General features: G+C 54.2%; 16 protein-coding genes and 1 pseudogene. 8 read left to right on the forward strand and 9 right to left on the reverse strand.

Annotated elements, in window-relative coordinates:
* Nucleotides 1-3: 3 nt before the first annotated feature.
* The gene (gene cusF / locus ACLHV9_RS12250) at nt 4-345 is read right to left on the reverse strand and encodes a cation efflux system protein CusF (RefSeq protein ID WP_108089904.1); all 342 of its coding nucleotides are present in this window, start codon (nt 343-345) and stop codon (nt 4-6) included.
* Nucleotides 346-373: 28 nt separating this feature from the next.
* A complete protein-coding gene (locus ACLHV9_RS12255) occupies nt 374-1759 on the reverse strand; it encodes an efflux transporter outer membrane subunit (protein WP_108089903.1) in 1386 nt (461 codons plus the stop codon).
* A 162-nt stretch (nt 1760-1921) separates the two neighbouring features.
* Between ACLHV9_RS12255 and ACLHV9_RS12260 the strand changes: the two genes are divergently transcribed.
* Complete coding sequence (locus ACLHV9_RS12260) at nt 1922-2605, forward strand: copper/silver response regulator transcription factor (RefSeq protein ID WP_108089902.1); 684 nt, start codon at nt 1922-1924, stop codon at nt 2603-2605.
* Nucleotides 2595-4049, forward strand: a complete 1455-nt coding sequence (locus ACLHV9_RS12265; protein ID WP_108089901.1) for a Cu(+)/Ag(+) sensor histidine kinase — start codon at nt 2595-2597, stop codon at nt 4047-4049. Before ACLHV9_RS12260 ends, ACLHV9_RS12265 begins: the two co-directional genes overlap by 11 nt.
* Before the next feature lie 4 nt (nt 4050-4053).
* On the opposite strand, the gene ACLHV9_RS12270 is transcribed toward ACLHV9_RS12265, so the two are convergent.
* The gene (locus ACLHV9_RS12270; RefSeq protein ID WP_108089900.1) at nt 4054-4959 is read right to left on the reverse strand and encodes a LysR family transcriptional regulator; all 906 of its coding nucleotides are present in this window, start codon (nt 4957-4959) and stop codon (nt 4054-4056) included.
* A 117-nt stretch (nt 4960-5076) separates the two neighbouring features.
* Here ACLHV9_RS12270 and ACLHV9_RS12275 point away from each other — a divergent pair, with 117 nt between their 5' ends.
* Entirely contained in the window at nt 5077-6492 is a 1416-nt protein-coding gene (locus tag ACLHV9_RS12275) for an MFS transporter (RefSeq protein ID WP_407221182.1), read from the forward strand.
* A gap of 35 nt (nt 6493-6527) precedes the next feature.
* On the opposite strand, the gene ACLHV9_RS12280 is transcribed toward ACLHV9_RS12275, so the two are convergent.
* From ACLHV9_RS12280 to ACLHV9_RS12290, 3 genes are read right to left on the reverse strand one after another with little or no spacing between them, the layout of a single operon-like run.
* Nucleotides 6528-7523, reverse strand: a complete 996-nt coding sequence (locus ACLHV9_RS12280) for a DUF2891 domain-containing protein (protein ID WP_108089898.1) — start codon at nt 7521-7523, stop codon at nt 6528-6530.
* A gap of 9 nt (nt 7524-7532) precedes the next feature.
* The gene (locus ACLHV9_RS12285; protein ID WP_028018965.1) at nt 7533-8519 is read right to left on the reverse strand and encodes a DUF979 domain-containing protein; all 987 of its coding nucleotides are present in this window, start codon (nt 8517-8519) and stop codon (nt 7533-7535) included.
* Complete coding sequence (locus ACLHV9_RS12290) at nt 8516-9238, reverse strand: DUF969 domain-containing protein (protein ID WP_008501655.1); 723 nt, start codon at nt 9236-9238, stop codon at nt 8516-8518. The genes ACLHV9_RS12285 and ACLHV9_RS12290 overlap by 4 nt, the downstream gene beginning before the upstream one ends.
* Before the next feature lie 201 nt (nt 9239-9439).
* On the opposite strand from ACLHV9_RS12290, the gene ACLHV9_RS12295 reads away from it, so the two are divergent.
* From ACLHV9_RS12295 to ACLHV9_RS12315, 5 genes are all read left to right on the forward strand, one after another.
* Nucleotides 9440-9985 (forward strand): winged helix DNA-binding protein, encoded by a 546-nt coding sequence (locus tag ACLHV9_RS12295; protein WP_108089897.1) that lies wholly within the window; start codon nt 9440-9442, stop codon nt 9983-9985.
* Between the two features lie 94 nt (nt 9986-10079).
* Nucleotides 10080-10823 (forward strand): 5'-nucleotidase, lipoprotein e(P4) family, encoded by a 744-nt coding sequence (locus ACLHV9_RS12300; RefSeq protein ID WP_407220552.1) that lies wholly within the window; start codon nt 10080-10082, stop codon nt 10821-10823.
* Nucleotides 10824-10944: 121 nt separating this feature from the next.
* Nucleotides 10945-11931: an MBL fold metallo-hydrolase gene (locus ACLHV9_RS12305; RefSeq protein ID WP_108089895.1), complete on the forward strand. Its 987-nt coding sequence runs from the start codon at nt 10945-10947 to the stop codon at nt 11929-11931.
* A gap of 95 nt (nt 11932-12026) precedes the next feature.
* Nucleotides 12027-12314, forward strand: a complete 288-nt coding sequence (locus tag ACLHV9_RS12310; RefSeq protein WP_108089894.1) for a VF530 family DNA-binding protein — start codon at nt 12027-12029, stop codon at nt 12312-12314.
* A gap of 7 nt (nt 12315-12321) precedes the next feature.
* Entirely contained in the window at nt 12322-13614 is a 1293-nt protein-coding gene (locus ACLHV9_RS12315) for a glycoside hydrolase family 10 protein (protein WP_407220554.1), read from the forward strand.
* Between the two features lie 40 nt (nt 13615-13654).
* Here the strand turns inward: ACLHV9_RS12315 and dsbG are convergent, their stop codons facing one another.
* The 3 genes and pseudogenes from dsbG to ACLHV9_RS12330 form a co-directional block, all read right to left on the reverse strand.
* Nucleotides 13655-14413, reverse strand: coding sequence for a thiol:disulfide interchange protein DsbG (gene dsbG / locus ACLHV9_RS12320; protein ID WP_407220555.1), 759 nt, complete (start codon nt 14411-14413; stop codon nt 13655-13657).
* 42 nt (nt 14414-14455) lie between these two features.
* Complete coding sequence (locus ACLHV9_RS12325) at nt 14456-15067, reverse strand: DsbA family protein (RefSeq protein WP_407220557.1); 612 nt, start codon at nt 15065-15067, stop codon at nt 14456-14458.
* Nucleotides 15068-15074: 7 nt separating this feature from the next.
* Nucleotides 15075-17091 (reverse strand): annotated as a pseudogene (locus tag ACLHV9_RS12330) (protein-disulfide reductase DsbD family protein).
* Nucleotides 17092-17128: the final 37 nt, after the last annotated feature.

Below are 17128 nucleotides of genomic sequence, written 5' to 3' on the forward strand. Positions count from 1 at the left end.
TCTCTATTTAATGCTCTTAAGTAAAGAGACATTGCCCTGCTGAACAAATGAAAAATCAACATGACGGCCTGGTTTTAAGGCGTTAATGCTCTCGTCAGCATTGGTAAAAGTGAAACGCATGGTCATTGCAGGCCAGCCGATTGCAGGTATAGCTTCGTGAGAAATCGTGACTTTTTTATTCGTGAGGTCAATGTCTTTCACGACACCCGTGGCGTTGATGATTTGCTCTGCGCCGGCATCACCGGCGACACTCATCTCCTCATGCTGATGAACTTCAGCCTGAAGGCTGGCGGAGAACATCACAGAGATCGCACCGAATACAACGGCTTTAAGAGAATTACGCATTTTTATTTTCCTGTTTAATTAAATAAGTTTACTCAACCCAACCGCCACCCAGCGCGGTGAACAGATTAATTTCATTAACCTGCCGGGAATAGATAAGGTCGAGGATGTTTTGTTGCGTAGAGAAAAGCGAACGTTCCGCATCAAGCACATTCAAATAACTGACCGCGCCACTGGAATATAACCCTCGGGCACGCTGAAGCGTTATTTGCAGAGAATTAAGATAACGCTGTTGTGCATCAAGCTGCTGGTTGATGCTGTCTCGCAACGCGAGCGCGTCAGCAACCTGTTTGAAAGCGGACTGTATTTTCTGTTCATAATTAACAACGGACTGCTGCTGGCGAATTTCAGCTAGTTTCAGATTGGCTTTATTCCTGCCCGCATTAAAAATGGGGATCTCAATTTTAGGGATAAAATTCCACATCCCACTCCCTGGCGTAAAGAGACTGGATAATTCCGTGCTGCTTGTCGAAAGACCACTGGTTAACGATATGGACGGGAAAAAGGCCGCACGTGCCGCGCCGATACTGGCATCAGCCGCTTTAAGCTGAAACTCCGCTTCCATAATATCCGGACGCTGCAGCAGTATTTCTGATGACAGATGCGGCGGCAGTTTTACTGGTGCAATATCGCTGGCGTCCATCTCTTTTTCGGACGGGACTGCGCGATAGGTTCCAAGAACCAGCTGCAGGGCATTGTTGGCCTGCGACAGTTCCCCTTCTCTTTTGGCAATTTCTGCCCGGGTACTTTCAATTTGCCCACGAGCTTGTTCAAGCGCCAGGACGTTCGTACTGCCGGTCACCAGCTGTTGCTCAACGAACGCCAGGGACTGCTGGTAATTTTTCAGCGTATCCCGTGCAATACGCAGTTGTTTATACGCCAGTTGTTGGTTGAAATAGCTCTGCGACACATTCGAGACGAGCAAAATATGCACGGCGCGACGCGCCTCTTCACTGGCGAAATAATTTTGTCGGTCAGCCTCACTCATGTTTCTGAGCTTGCCGAAGAAATCGAGATCGTAGCTAAGCGCAATACCCGCGTCATACTGTTGTGTGCCAGGTTTGTCACCTTTCAGACCACCGCTGTAAGTGATACCAGACGATCCATTCAGCTGAGGATAACGATCTGCGTCGGTCACATTGAACTGTGTCCGGGCCTCCTCAACCTTCAGCGCGGCCATTTTTAAATCTCGATTGTTATTCAGGGCTACGGTAATCAACCCGGCGACCTGAGGATCAGCAAAAAAATGACGCCAGCTAGTGTCCTGATATCCCGCCACTGCGGGTGTGAGGCCGTTGCGTGAAAGCGAAAATTGCTGAGGTACTGGTGCCGCCGGTCGCTGGTAGTCAGGTGCCAACGAGACACAGCCTGCCAGAATAAATACCGTGCTGATGCTAAGTCGTTTTAACAGGAACATAACGGTTCAAATGAAGTCCAGAGTATTGTTAGGGCTACTCTACTGAACGCATCCTGTTTGACGGGTGACAGGATAATGACAATGTTGTCATTTTTACCCTAAGTCATTGTTAACGATCGCAGGCTCACTAGAATGTCATCAGCAGTCAGTTAGGGGAGCAAGATGAAAATATTGATCGTTGAAGATGAAATTAAAACCGGTGAATACCTCAGCAAGGGGCTCACTGAAGCAGGGTTTATTGTCGACCACGCTGACAATGGGCTGAATGGGTACCATCTCGCCATGACCGCCGAATATGATCTACTGATACTGGATATCATGCTTCCCGATGTGAACGGCTGGGATATTGTCCGCATGCTTCGTTCTGCCGGAAAAGGCATGCCGATACTGTTACTGACTGCCCTCGGCACGATCGAACACCGGGTTAAGGGGCTGGAGCTGGGGGCAGATGATTATCTGATTAAGCCATTTGCTTTTGCTGAGCTTCTCGCCCGGGTGAGAACGCTGCTAAGACGCGGAAATACGGTGATTACTGAAAGCCAGTTTCAGGTGGCGGACCTGACGGTAGATCTCGTTTCAAGAAAAGTGAGCCGCGCCGGAAACCGTATTCTGTTGACCAGCAAAGAATTCAGCTTGCTGGAATTTTTCATGCGTCATCAGGGAGAAGTGCTCCCCCGCTCCCTGATAGCCTCCCAGGTTTGGGATATGAACTTTGACAGCGACACAAACGCGATTGACGTTGCGGTGAAGCGTCTGCGGGCGAAAATAGATAGCGATTATGAACCCAAACTGATCCAGACGGTGCGCGGCGTGGGTTATCTGCTGGAGGTCCCGGATGCGCAGTAAGCCCCTCAGGCGCCCTTTTTCTCTTGCTCTGCGGCTAACCTTTTTTATCAGCCTCTCCACGATCCTGGCCTTTTTCGCCTTTACCTGGTTTATGCTGCATTCCGTTGAAAAACACTTTGCCGAGCAGGATGTTAACGATCTGCAGCAAATCAGCACCGCGATGCAGCGCATCTTGCAGTCCCCGTCAGAACCCGATCAGAAGAAAGTCAGTAAAATCAAAGAGTCGATTGCCAGTTACCGCAACGTTGCCGTTCTGCTTCTTGATCCGCAGGGAAATGAACTGTTCAGCTCGGCACGAGGGGCGGCATTACGCCCGGCGATGAACTCGGCAGACTTTAGCATGCACCGTCGCGCACAGGACGTATTTCTCTGGTCGGTAGAGGAACCCGCCGGGTCAATACACGCCGGGTCTGATATGAAAATGGAAACGTACCGGATTATCGCCTCTTCAGGAACAGCGACGCTGCAGGGAAAAACGCAGCGCTATGTCATGCTGATCGGGCTCTCCATTAATTTCCATCTGCACTACCTTGAGGCGCTGAAAAAAAATCTGTTTGCGATCGCCACGGCGATCGGCCTGCTGATTATTCTTATCGTTCGTATCGCGGTTCGCCAGGGACACCTGCCGCTGCGTAACGTCAGCACCGCCATTAAAAACATCACCTCTGAAAATCTGGACGCGCGGCTGGAGCCCTCCCGCGTGCCTGTCGAACTGGAACAGCTGGTGATCTCCTTCAACCATATGATTGAAAAGATTGAAGATGTCTTTACCCGCCAGGCCAACTTCTCTGCCGATATCGCGCACGAAATCAGAACGCCCATCACGAATCTGGTGACGCAAACCGAAATCGCGCTGAGCCAGAACCGTTCGCAAAAGGAACTGGAAGATGTCCTGTACTCAAGCCTTGAAGAATACAACCGGATGACCAGAATGGTCAGCGATATGCTTTTCCTCGCCCAGGCGGATAATAACCAGCTCATTCCTGACAGGGTCATGTTCGACCTGAGCGCAGAAGTCGTTAAAGTGTTCGATTTCTTTGAGGCGTGGGCGGAAGAACGCAACGTATCGCTGAAATTCAACGGTATGCCCTGCCTGACGGAAGGCGATCCGCAGATGTTCCGAAGAGCAATTAGTAATCTGATCTCTAATGCGCTGCGCTATACCCCGGGAGGAAAAGCGGTCACCGTCTCGATAAGAGAACAGGACAGCGATTTTGAACTGGTGATTGAAAACCCCGGAACCCCCATCCCGGAAGAACATCTGCCAAGGTTGTTTGATCGTTTTTATCGGGTTGATCCATCCAGACAACGTAAAGGTGAAGGGAGCGGCATTGGGCTTGCCATCGTCAAGTCCATCGTCACTGCGCATCACGGTAAAGTGCATGTGGAATCGGATACCGTATCGACTCGCTTCATCCTCACCGTACCGCGAAAAGGTGTATGAGTCGTCAGCGTACCGCCCGACACACGTCGCGAACCTTCTCTCTGAGCCACTGATGACCAGGGTCCCTTTCCATTCGCGGGTGCCACATCTGTGAGACCGTAATGGTGCGGGTCCTGAAGGGCAGTTCAAAGACGTGCGCATGCCCGGTCATCGGTTGATTCAGCAAATACAACGCCGGCACCATCGCGATCAGATCGGACGTCAGCGCGACGGATAATGCCGTCGGAAAACTGGGCACCACGCTGGCGACTTTACGTTTCATCCCTAATTCCGCCAGCGCCTCATCGACAAAACCGTGTAACGATCCATCGGGCGAGGCGACCACATGCCCCCAGGAGACATAGTCATTCAGGCTCACTGTCGGGCGTGACGCCAGCGGATGCCCCTTGCGCACCGCGCCAACAAACCGATCCTGAAATAACCTTTGCAGACGGATTTCAGGCCCCATATTGCTCTGCACGCCAATTTCCAGGTCAACTAATCCCTCGCGAAGATAGCGCGACGTTTTCTCAGGTTTCGGGGTGAAACGGATACACACGTCAGGCGCGACGTCCGCCACGGCGGCAATTAGCAAGGGCCCAAACGCCACCACAAAACCGTCGTTGGCTCTGATGGTGAACAGCCGCTCCAGACTTTCCACCTTCAGTGTGTCGGCAGAGGGTTGCAGCACCGCCCTCGCCTCATGCACGGCGCTTCTGGCGCGGTCCCGTGTGGCTTCGGCCCAGGGTGTCAGTACCATATGACGCCCGGCTCGCACCAGGATCGGATCGCCAGTCACCTCCCGAAGTCTGCTCAACGTACGGCTCATGGCGGAGGTACTCAGGTTTAAACGTCGCGCCGCGCCCGCCACACTGGCTTCAGCCAGCAGGATGTCGAGTGCGACAAGCAGATTAAAATCGGGATCGGACACGGTGGCTCCTCATATAAGGCGTTTAATGCAACGATAAGTTGCAAGTGCTGCGTCTTCCGCCCTGTATACCCCATGGTTATAGTTTCGTCATCAACATTCTTATCTGGAGTTACGATGATGATGCTATTTTCAAATCAACCCGGCGATGAAGGGCTGCCGGGAGATGAACGCGCCCGGGTCATGGCTGCAGTGATGACCACCACGCTGATGGGCGTCTTTGATGGCACCATGATCAACATAGCGCTGCCCTCCATGGCGAATGCCATGCAGGTGTCCGCGAATGTCGCGGTCTGGTTTGCGAATGGTTATCTGTTGTCGGCGGCAATGACACTCGCCATTTTCGCTGCGCTGGCGGCTCGCATTGGCTATCGGCGGGTCTTTCTGGCCGGGCTTACCACCTTTACGCTCACCTCCCTCGGCTGCGCACTGGCGAAAACACCCGAGGTGTTGATCGGAATGCGTATATTGCAGGGTATCGGCGGTGCGGCCACCCTCAGTATAGCCCCGGCGATACTGCGTTCCGTGTTCCCCGGTCGACTGCTTGGCCGCATTCTGGGGTTACACGCTCTGCTTATCGCCTCCAGCACCGCGATTGCGCCCGTGCTGGGCGGCACGATACTGGACACACTGAGCTGGCAATGGTTGTTCGCCATTAACATTATTCCAGGAAGCATTGCCTTGCTGCTGGCCTGGAAGGCTCTTCCTCGCAAAGCGGCTGTTGATAGTGCTCCCTTTGATACGATGGGGGCTGTGCTCTCTGCCGCACTGTTAGGTTCGACGATCATGACGGCCAACAGTTTTCAGAACGTGTTACAAAGCGCTGGTCAGGAAAGCGTGACGTGGGCGCTTATCGCCATGGTCAGTGCCATCGCCTTTATCTGGCATATTCGCCGCAGCCGGGCGCCATTACTGCCCCCCGTCATGTTCAAAAATAGCCGCTTTACACTTGCCGCGTTGACCTCTCTGGCTTCGTTTGTGAGTCAGGGCATCACGTTTGTCGCGCTGCCGTTCCTGTTTCAGAGCGTCTATGGCTACAGTCCGGTCGTTTCCGCCCTGCTTTTCACACCGTGGCCAATCGGTATCATGCTGATTGCCCCGCATGCCGGGCGTTGGGCGGATACGCTTTCAGCACCGCTGATCTCGACCATCGGACTGATTATTTTTGTCGTCGGGTTGGTTCTGCTGGCGACGTTACCTTCCAATCCTTCCGCATGGAATATCTGCCTGCGTAGCCTGGTTTGCGGTGTGGGGTTTGGTTGCTTCCAGAGCCCCAATAACCGGGAAATGCTCTCGAATGTGGCGCGGGAAAATGCCAGTTATGCATCCGGGGTGTTGTCTATCGTCCGAACATTTGGTCAGTGTCTCGGCACTGCCGTGGTAGGCGTTCTGCTGACCATCGCCGCAGCACCCGAACATCAAACGCTTGATGAGCAAACGGTCCATCTGGCGCTGTGGATCGCCGTGATTGCCTCAACGGGATCGGTATTGTTTAGCCTGAGCAGGCTACGTCCCGCAGTCCGGGCCGCAGCCTAAACCTGGTGCAGCGCCTGACGGCGCTGCACCTTCGTTTATTCCAGAGCGAGCAACGCAAAGCTCGCCAGCCAGTGTCCGCCGCTGTAGTGGCTACCCACCACATGCTCTACGCTTGCGGCAAGATGTTTTGTCACGGCATCACGCAATGCCTGCTGTGCCGGATGGTTTGCCGGCAATGCTTTGGCAATATGCTTCATACACCAGGCACGGCTCAGGTTTAATCCGTCCAGATGAGCAATTTTCGGGTCGGTTCGGTCACTCACTTCCGCCGGGTTCATCAGTGCCGCAATCGACCCCACCTCCGGCAGAAACGCGTTAAACCACGCCGGGAAGTCCTCTGACACCTTGCTCATCAGTAACGCTTCGGTCAACGCACCGGAAATATACTCATCACCACCGGGTTCGTAGTGGGCCGGATAGCGCGTGTCGGCAAAATAAAACCGCTCCGCCGCCGTCAGAATAGCCTGCTCAAGCGCGCTATCTTCCACTACCCGGGCGTAATCAAGCGCCAGGGCGAGCGCAAACGCCGTGTTGTAGTGCGTCCCGACGCGGATCGGATAGGTGAGCTTGTTCAGGTAATCTACCAGCCTGTCGCGAATGTCCAGCGTTAAGGGTTGGAGTGTCTGATACCAGCCTGCGGCCTGAGGCAACGACGACTGTTTCAGTTCCTGGGCCAGCGCCAGCAGCCAGCCGTAACCATACGGCCGCTCAAACGACGCGCGGAACGGTGCGGTGAAATAGGCCAGCTCCTTCGCCACGTTCTCTTCAGTCAGGTGCTCAGCGAAGAGCGCGACAATCTCCTCTCGGCACGGCAATTCTGGATAAAGACGCACGCAGCGCAGCAGCAGCCAGTAGCCGTGCACCGCCGAATGCCAGTCAAAACAGCCGTAGAAAATCGGGTGCAATTCGCGAGGTGGCAGAACATCTCCATCATCATTCAGCAGGTGCATAATGTGGTTCGGATATTCCTGGCGCAAATAGGTCAATGGCATGCGGGCAAACGCGTCAGCCTGATGTTGCGTTAATTCCATAACAGCTCCTTAGCGAAACACGAGGAAATACATTAAGAACACGTTCACCACCAGCAGGGTTAACGCGGTTGGGATCTGGATCTTGATCACCTGATATTTGTCTTTCAGCTCCAGCAGCGCGGCGGGAACGATATTGAAATTCGCCGCCATCGGCGTCATTAGCGTGCCGCAATAGCCCGCGTACATGCCAATCGCCAGCAGCGGCGCCGGGTTGCCGTGATGCACGTTGATCAGGAACGGTAAGGCGATGCCGGCACTCAGCACCGGGAAGGCCGCAAACGCGTTACCCATGATCATGGTGAACAGCGCCATACCCACGCAGTAGATGACCACCAGCATGAAGCGGCTATCCGGGTTCACGAAAAGGCTGACCACTTTCTGTACGGAATCGCCCGTATTTGCCGCCACAAATACCCCGCCGAGCATGGCCAGCATTTGCGGCAGGATCACCGCCCAGCCAATGGTATCAACAAGACGACGGGACTGACGAACCGCATGCAGCGGCGTGCCTTTGGTCAGCCACCAGCCGGTGAGGATCGCCGCGACACAGGCCACGCAAAGTGCCGCCAGGGTGAGTTGTTTCTGATCGAGCAGGAACACACCGCCTACAGAAACCCCTTTCAGGAATAACGTCCCGAGAACCGTCACCACCGGGATCATCAGTGCAGGCAGGAACAGCCAGTTTTTGAGCCGGTTTGACGAGGCAACCCGTTCTTCATCGGAGGCCATTTTATAGTGCCCTTTCCCGACCAGCCCAAAACCCGCCAGCAGCGCGATAACGATAACGCCGCCGCCAATAATCCTGTAGGCCAGCGATTTACCGAGCTCCTGCACCATCAGGTCGCCAAACAGGAAGATCCCGCCGAATAAAAACCAGAACAGCGCAGTGGTAAAGCGTTTAGGATTAGCGCGATCGCGCAGGGTCATCACAACCAGCAGCATCACGACAAAGCCAATCAGGTAGTACACGCGGTTAATGGTAATAAGCGTCATCATTGCGCGGCCTCCTGCGTTCCCTGCTCCGCGCGCCAGGCCATCACGTCGCGACGGATGCTCGCATCCAGACGCAGCAGCCGGGTCATATGAATAATCAATGCCGCAATGGCGGTCGGGATAGCCCACAGACCAATATGGAGCGGTTCAATGCCCTGAATACCATTCTCTTTCAGGAACGCGTCAATCAGCAGCACCGCGCCAAAGGCAATAAAGATATCTTCCCCAAAGAAGACCGCGATGTTGTCACACGCGGCGGCATGGGCTTTGATTTTGTCACGAATGTGCTGCGGCAGCTCGCCATATTCGTTCAGCGCCGCCCCTTCGGCCATCGGTGCCAGCAGCGGGCGCACCGTCTGCGCATGACCGCCCAGCGACATCAGACCCAGTGCAGCCGTACCTTCACGAGCGACAAAGTAGAGCATCAGAATACGCGCAGATGTGGCGCTGGCGATCTTCGCCACCCAGGCCTGGGCGCGCTCTTTAAGCCCGTAGTATTCCAGCAAACCAATCACGGGCAGGATCAGAATGAAGGTCGCCAGCGATCGGCTATTCACAAACTTCTCGCCGAAGGTTTCCAGCAGCATACCGAAATCCATGCCGACCAGCAGACCCGTCGCCAGCCCCGCCACCACAACCACCAGTAGCGGGTTGAAGCGCAGTGCAAAACCAATAACCACGATCGGTATCCCGATCAGCGGTAACAGCGTAGTACCGTCCATAAACGTTTACCCTATCGAAAGTGAGCGTTGCGCGCCGACGGCTATTTTTTTAATTTGCGGCGAGCGATGTTGTGTTTTGTTGGCAGGCTTCGCAAAACCTGCGCTAAAAAGCTATATCTGAACCTCAAAAACATGTAAACAAATTATCAATAAAATGTTCTTATTTTATCGACGAGTTTACATTTCTGGCTAAGGACCCTTATGACCCCCAAAAAGAGTGCTTCAACACCTCACGACGATATCAATGATGGCCGTATCGTCTCTTCCCGCCATCTGGTATCCGAGCGCTGCGCAGAGTTATCAGAGCTGGAATACGCGCTGATCATGACCAGTAACGCCTTTAACAAATGGATGGTGCGCTGCATGGCGGCTGCCGGAGAGCCCGACATGGGCGCGTTTGACGTTTCACTGCTGCATCACGTGAACCACCGTGACCGCAAGAAAAAGCTGGCCGATATCTGCTTCGTCCTCAACGTGGAAGATACCCACGTAGTGACCTATGCCCTGAAAAAGCTGGTCAAAGCAGGCTACGTGACGAGCGAGAAAGCGGGTAAAGAGCTCTTCTTCTCCACTACGGAGGAAGGTAAAGCGTTATGCATGAAATACCGTGATGTACGGGAAGCGTGTCTTATCAATATTCAGGCAGAGAGTGGCATTTCAGGGGCATCTATTGGAGAAACCGCACAACTGTTACGCACCATATCATCACTGTATGACACTGCGGCCCGGGCGGCAGCCTCACTGTAAGTTGAGTTGCCACATAAGATTCATTTTTCTGTCATTGAACTCCATTACGCTTTCGTGATTTTAACAAGGTGTTGAGGAAAGAAGTGTGAATTCAATGGCTAAGGTATTACTGCTGGCATTACCCGTATTCAGTACAACGGCAATGGCGGCTAATCGCGACCTGTGTGAACCCAAAGCGTATGAAATGGCCCTGCGCTATCAGCAGAAATCGGCCGAGATTATGGCGCTTCAGATGCAGACGTATCGGTTTGCTACTGAACGTTTCAATGAAAAATTAAAAGATCTGAAAACGCCAGAGAATTACGCCGTCGTCATGGATCTGGATGAAACTGTCCTTGATAACACCCCTTTACTGGTGCGCGATACGGAACAGTGTCACGATTTTACCCAATGGGACACCTGGAGTGACTGGGAGAAACAGGGAAAACCGGGTTTGATCCCCGGTGCGAAAGCCTTTCTTGACCACGTGAATCAAAGCAAAGTCCGTATTTATTATGTTTCGGATCGTATGCAGGAAAACAAAGCCGACACGCTCAATACGTTAAAATATCTGGGACTTCCACAGGTTACAGACGAGAGCGTACTTCTGGATACGGTCAGCAAAGAAGAGCGTCGCCAGAGTATCCTCAAAAAACAGCAGATCGTGATGCTGTTCGGCGACAGCCTGCCGGATTTCGCCGTGCAATTTAAAAACAAAAAACCGAGCGAGCAGCAACGTGAGCTGGTTGAGGCCAGCGCTGAACACTTCGGCAATGACTGGATTGTGCTGCCTAATGCCGCTTATGGCTCCTGGTCAAAAGCCACGCCGGACAGCTGGAGCGCACCGCTGAAAAAATAGCGTCTTACGGGCCGGGAATGGTGTCTGCACCACCCGGCTATTATGCTGGCTCCTGTCATTATTAGGTAGGTTCTTCTATTTTTACGGAGAAGTAAGATGAGCGCTTTCAAAGGAGACTCTTATGCTTACCGTGAAAAAACTTGCTCTGTCCACGCTGATATCCAGTGCATTACTTCTCTACCCTTCATTACAGGTTTTGGCAAATACGCCTCAGCACGTTGTTGAACAACCAGCTGGCGGATACCGCGTTCAGGTCGGCGATATTATCGTCACTTCGTTTACAGACGGGAGCGTTGCGCAGGATCTGCATAAATTACTGCGCCGGACAACGCCGCAAAAGATTGATGCTTTGCTCGCGAAAAATTTCCAGACCAACCCGGCGGAAGTGTCCATTAACGCTTTCCTGATTGCGATGCCCGGACACAAAATCCTGGTGGATACCGGCTCAGGCCAGCTCTTTGGCCCCGGTAACGGTGGACGTCTGATTGAGAGCCTTGCCACGCAGGGGGTTAAGCCGCAGGACATTACCGAAATCCTGCTCACTCACGTCCATTCCGATCATGCTGGCGGCCTGGTGAAAGACGGTAAGCCGGTGTTCAGCAATGCGCGCGTTTTCGTTGGAAAACCGGAAATCGACTTCTTCTTTAACGAAGACAATCAGAAAAAAACGGGTTACGGGCAGAACTACTTTGACGTCGCGCAGAAGACCTTAAAACCTTACCTTGATGCCGGTAAAGTGGTGCCTTTTAGCGGCACTTCTGAGATCCTGCCGGGCATTACCGGCACGGTTCATCCCGGCCATACCCCGGGTTCGGCATTCTATACCCTGGAAAGTAAAGGCGAGAAGATCACCTTCGTGGGAGACATCATTCATGCCGCGGCGGTCCAGTTCCCGCAGCCCGAAGTGACCATCACCTACGATGAAGATCAGAACAAAGCGGCACGCGTGCGCGAAGAGGCGTTTGCGGGCTTTGTGAGAAATAGGGACCTGGTTGCTGCCCCCCATTTACCGTTCCCGGGTATCGGCTATGTCACCAAAGGCGAAAACGGCGGCTATGGGTGGGTGCCTGTCACCTATACCAACCGGGACGCCAGCCGTGCGGAATAAGCATCAGCGCGGGATGTCATTGCCGCTTCCCGTGCTTTCTTGTACCCTTTCACCGGTTAACCCAATCACATTAAAATTGAGACATCCGGACGCTTATGACTGCACACATTTCTAACGATCCTTTGCATGGCGTAACGCTGGAGATGATGGTCAACGCCCTGGTGACGAAATATGGCTGGAACGAGTTGGGCGACCGAATCAAAATTAACTGTTTCAGAAAAGATCCCAGCGTTAAATCGAGCCTGAAATTTTTGCGCCGTACCCCGTGGGCGCGCGCGGAAGTCGAAGCCCTGTATCTGGACTCCCTCAACGATGAAGGACGCGCAGAACAGGAAACGCCCGCCTTTAATCCCTGGGCTAACAGTCGGATTATCAAGAGCTAATACGCAAATGACGCGACATGTAAAACGGATTGGTGCGCTGGCTGGCTGCGCGCTTTTACTTGTGAGTTGCTCCTCAAAACCACCGAAATCACTGGTTACCCCTCTTCCCACCGTCAGTACTCCGACGCAGCAGTCCAACGAGCCGATGCGCGGGATCTGGCTGGCGACCGTTTCCCGCCTCGACTGGCCACCGGTCGCATCAGTGAATGGCCGCAGCGCTGACCAACGCATCGCGATGCAAAAGCAGGCACTGACCAGCAAGCTCGACAATCTTAAGCGGCTAGGAATTAACACCGTGTTTTTCCAGGTGAAACCGGACAGCACGGCACTCTGGTCGTCAAAAATTTTACCGTGGTCAGATATGCTGACGGGCAATATCGGTGAATATCCAGGTTACGATCCACTGCAGTTTATGCTGGATGAAGCGCACAAGCGCGGCATGAAGGTGCATGCCTGGTTCAACCCATACCGCGTGTCGACCAACACCAAACCCTCGACCATCGCCGCCCTGAACCGGACGTCATATCAGACCCCGTCCAGCGTCTATGTCCAGCATCCGGAGTGGGTACGCATTTCTGGCGATCGTTTCGTACTCGACCCGGGCATTCCGGAAGTGCGCGACTGGATCACCCGAGTGGTCACCGAAGTGGTGGCAAACTACCCGATAGACGGCGTACAGTTTGATGATTACTTTTATGCTGAATCACCCGGTTCGGTGCTCAATGACGCGCAGACTTACCGGCAGTACGGCCAGGGATTTGCCTCAAAAGCCGACTGGCGCAGGCACAACACGCAGCAGCTGATCGTGCAGGTTTCCCGCGCGGTTAAACAGACAAAACCCGGTGTCGAGTTTGGCGTCAGCCCGGCTGGCGTGTGGCGTAACCGTTCATTTGACCCGGCAGGCTCGGACACACGCGGCGCTGCAGCCTATGATGAATCCTACGCCGATACGCGTCAGTGGGTGCAGCAAGGCCTGCTGGACTACATCGCCCCGCAGATTTACTGGCCTTTCTCCCGGGATGCTGCGCGCTACGACGTGCTGACCAAATGGTGGGCAGATGTCGTTAAGCCGACCCACACTCGCCTGTATATCGGCATTGCGTTCTATAAAGTGGGTGAACCGTCGAAAAATGAACCGGACTGGATGGTTCAGGGCGGCGTGCCGGAGCTGAAAAAACAACTCGATTTGAACGATTCTCTACCCAACGTGAATGGTACGATCCTGTTCAGGGAAGATTACCTGAACCAGCCGCAGACCCAGCAGGCGGTTAACTACCTGAAAGGTCGCTGGGGTAGCTAAGTGAAGAGCAGGCAGAAACGCCCCGTTTCTGCCTGCTCTTTTATGGCTTCGGCCCGAACATTGCCTCAAGCTGTTTTTCATCCGGCATACCCACCACCTGCTGAAGCTCATTTTCCGCATTCAGATAATAAATGGCTGGCGTGGCGTTAGCACCCAGAGCGTCCATTAACGCCTGGTGTTTCTGCAGTATTTCAACGGTTTCACGGGATGCGCTGCCTTCCGGTTTGGGCAATTTTTTACCGCCGGATAATTCGTAATCACGCCAGGCCGAGACCGGATCTTTCGCATTTAGTATAGCGGCGGCATTACGTCCGCTGTTGGGGTTAAGAAACGCCACCAGCAGCGTATTGAGCTGAACGTTACCGGCCTTCACCCACGGTTGCGCCTCCGACCAGAACTGTTTGCAGTACGGGCAGAACGGATCGGCAAAGACGAAGATTTTACGCGGAGCGTTCTCCGCCCCTTCTTTCAAGGGATGCGCCGCGTTAAGCTTTTTCCACAGTTCGCGTCCCATTGGGCCATAGATCTCTTTCTGGAAATATCCTTCGCTGAGGTTTTTTCCTTTGTCATCGTACAGATACCCCGAGATTACGTGCTTGCCGTCCGGCGTTAAAAAGAGCGTCACGCCCATGTCCTGATATTGTCCAAGCCAGGCTGGCGCGCCGCCAGGTGCATCCAGTTTCTTAATGATTTTGATGTCCTGCTGCTCGCTGAAGTGTTTTACCACATCCGGTATGGCTTCAGCCGCCTGCGCCAGCCCTGAAGATATCAGCGCCGAAAGTAACAGTAATTTTTTCATTTCCCTCTCCGGTTTATCGGGGGCATCAAGCCCCCTTTCAGGTTAGCGGTTTTTCAGTGCGTCACTGACCATTTCATCGAACTGTTCAAACGGCACCCAGCCGGGAAGCAATCCTTCACCGATGAGCGTGGCGGGTGTTCCCTGAATCCCCATTTTCTCTGCAACGATCAGGCTGCGCTTAATCGTCATCAGGCTCTCCTCATCTGGCGTCGTGACACTCACCCCCGCCCGTTTTTGCGCCTCCTGAATGCTGGCGTCATCGTGGTACCCCTTTCTGACCATCAGGGTATGGTTCAATTTCATAAACTTCTCCGGATGCGCGCGCCAGAGCGTTAAGGCATCACGCGCTGCGGTCAGCGAACTTTCCGAGCGGAAAGGCAAAAACTTAAAGACCACTGCGACATCCGGGTATTTTTCGACAATTTTCTCCAGGTACGGGTCGAATTTTTTGCAGTACGGGCAGTTGTAGTCCGTAAAGACCACAAGCGTCAGTTTTGGGTTTTTCGCGCCGATGCGCGGGGAGTTCGGATCGTTAAACAGGAAATCAGAGATCATCTTCTGCGCACGTTGTTCCTGGTCCGGCGTCAGGGGTGTTGCCGCCATCACCTGAACAGAGGCCAGAAGTAACAGCAGCGTAATAAAGATTTTTTTCATAACACAGTTAGCCTTTTGCGTTGTTCAGGGTGGTGACAAGGGTGCGCTTATCCAGCAGCGGCGAGAGGATCTCCCCGTCCGGGATACCGGGGCCATACACCTCATTAAACGGAATGGCGTAGCGATTTCGCTTCTCAAGAAACGCAGCGATAAGCGCGGAAGGCTGGCTCCAGTCTCCGCGCAGGGCCACCACGTCCGGCTGACTCAGTGCGGCAATGATGTCCGGCTGATTCAGTACCCGATGCTCGTTAACCTTACAGGTTACGCACCAGTCGGCAGAGATATCCACAAACACCCGTTTCCCCTGCGCAAGCGCCATCTGGATGGCCTCTTCACTTAGCGGCTGCCACGGGATCGTCTGCTCCACACTTTGCGTTGCGAGAACAGGTGATGCGTTAAGCAACCCGCGCAGTTGGTATCCACCAAATACCGACAGGGAGATCACGACCAGCCAGAACAGTGGCGAGGACCTTTGCCCCTTCAATGCAAAAAGCGTCAGTGCGACAACAATCAGCACCAGCATCACGATCTGACCTATCGTATCACCCAGATGCAGGTTCAACAGCGTCGCCAGCCAAAGGCTGGAGGCCAGCATCATCAGGCCCAGGATGACTTTGAGCGTGTTCATCCAGCGGCCAGGTTTCGGCAGCAGCATGGCCGTTTTGGGCACCAGGGCGACGAACAGCCACGGCAAACTCATTCCCACGCCGAGCATCAGAAAAATGAGCCACAGGGTCTGCAGCGGTGCGCCGAGGGCAAACGCCACGGCAGTACCGAGGAATGGTGCGGAGCACGGCGTGGCCAGCAGCGTGGCGAACATCCCTTCACAGAAACTGCCGCCCCGCGCCGCCTGTTGCAGCCAGGCGTCCTGCGGTGGCAGAAGGCAGCAGCATCTCAAACACCCCAAACAGATTCAGCGCGAAGAGGAAGGTCACGGCGACCATCAGGCCGATAAACCACGGGTTCTGGAACTGAATACCCCAGCCCAGAGATGCCCCGGTCAGCTTAAGCGCAGTCACCATCGCGGCAAGCAGCATAAAGGAGGTGAGGATCCCGGCGCTGGTTGCCAGAAAACGCAGCCTGATCGTTCGTTTGTTCGAGCCCGCATGCAGGATACTGTTGAGCTTCATACCCATCACCGGCAACACGCAGGGCATCAGGTTCAGGATCAGCCCGCCCAACAGCGCAAAGAGCATCATTTTGCCCGTGCCGGGCGCTGCGGACGCAGCAGGCGTTGATCCAACCGTCATTACGGTTTGCTGGGCTTTACTGCCATTAGTCAACACAAACGACAGAGCTTTACCTGCCAGCGAGGTGGGCTTATCTCCCCACTCATCGGTGACGGGAACGGTCACCCGAAGCTGATGGCCGTCGTGCTTAATGACGGGTTCTCCCGGAAGAATATCCCCCTCCAGCGGGTCAAAATAGATCCCCGGATTGTCCCACTTTCCTTCCGTTGTCCCTGTAATGACCAGATTGCCGTCCGCCAGCCAGGCGGTGAGGTCAGATGAAACGCCAGACGAGCCGGGAATAGAGCGCATCGCATGGTCAAAAGCGTCACGAAAACCTGCATCGACCGGCTGGGTAAAATCGAGATGCAGCGGGTAGTCCGTCAGCAGACAGACGTTACTGCACGTGGAGAGCGTCAGCGTTCCGTCGAGCGCGTCTCCCTTCACCCCGTCGAGGACAATCGGGATCGTGACCTTGTCGTGATATCCCTGCGTGGTCATGCCGGAGATATCGAAACGCGAAGGAACCGCCCAGGACCAGCTGTCCGTTACGCCTTCCGGCCAGCTGATTTTCGGCGCGACACCGCCCTCGCCCGGCGAACGCCAGTAGGTTTTCCAGCCGGGCTTTAGCTCGACGGTGAGCAAACCCTGAATGCGGTTTTGATCCCTTTCCGCCTGAAAGCGGATACGGGCGTGATCGTTTTGTGGGGAGACCTGCCAGCCAGTGTCTGCCGCATGGGTAATACCGATGCAGGACAGCCACAGGAAGACGAACCCCCTGAAAAGGTTAAACATGTTTTACTCCGTGAATAGTGAAAATTATCGTGTGGTG

This window comes from Enterobacter sp. CPE_E890, from assembly GCF_046521475.1.
GTDB lineage: Bacteria > Pseudomonadota > Gammaproteobacteria > Enterobacterales > Enterobacteriaceae > Enterobacter > Enterobacter adelaidei.